At 28.6% G+C, this 329-nt stretch carries 1 protein-coding gene; it reads left to right on the top strand.

Annotated elements, in window-relative coordinates; genetic code table 11:
- Window positions 1–104 precede the first annotated feature (104 nt).
- On the top strand, window positions 105–329 hold a 225-nt coding region (locus tag ACIR131C_RS26370; RefSeq protein WP_196811823.1), incomplete at its 3' end, for a hypothetical protein.

Below are 329 nucleotides of genomic sequence, written 5' to 3'. Positions count from 1 at the left end.
ACAAATGAAACTTTATTGAATATTCTCTTGAATATTCAAACAAAAATTGCTTTACCCACAATACCCAAGATAAATTAAACTGATAAATCAATTAAATTTATTATATGAACAAATCTCCACTTAGCAAAGAAGATAGAGACAACCTGAAAAAATTTTTGTTGGATAATACACTTGCGGATAGTCCTGACAAAATAAAAACACTGTGCATAAATCTTGGTATTTTCGAGATAGCAAGAAGACGAAACTTAACAAACAAAGGGGAATATGATTTTGTCACAGATTTAGTTAAATGGTTACATGATACATACAATCAAAAAGCTCTGAATAAG

The organism is Dolichospermum circinale AWQC131C, assembly GCF_000426905.1.
Classification (GTDB): Bacteria; Cyanobacteriota; Cyanobacteriia; order Cyanobacteriales; family Nostocaceae; genus Dolichospermum; species Dolichospermum circinale.
This window is presented reverse-complemented; position numbering and strand designations above follow the sequence as displayed.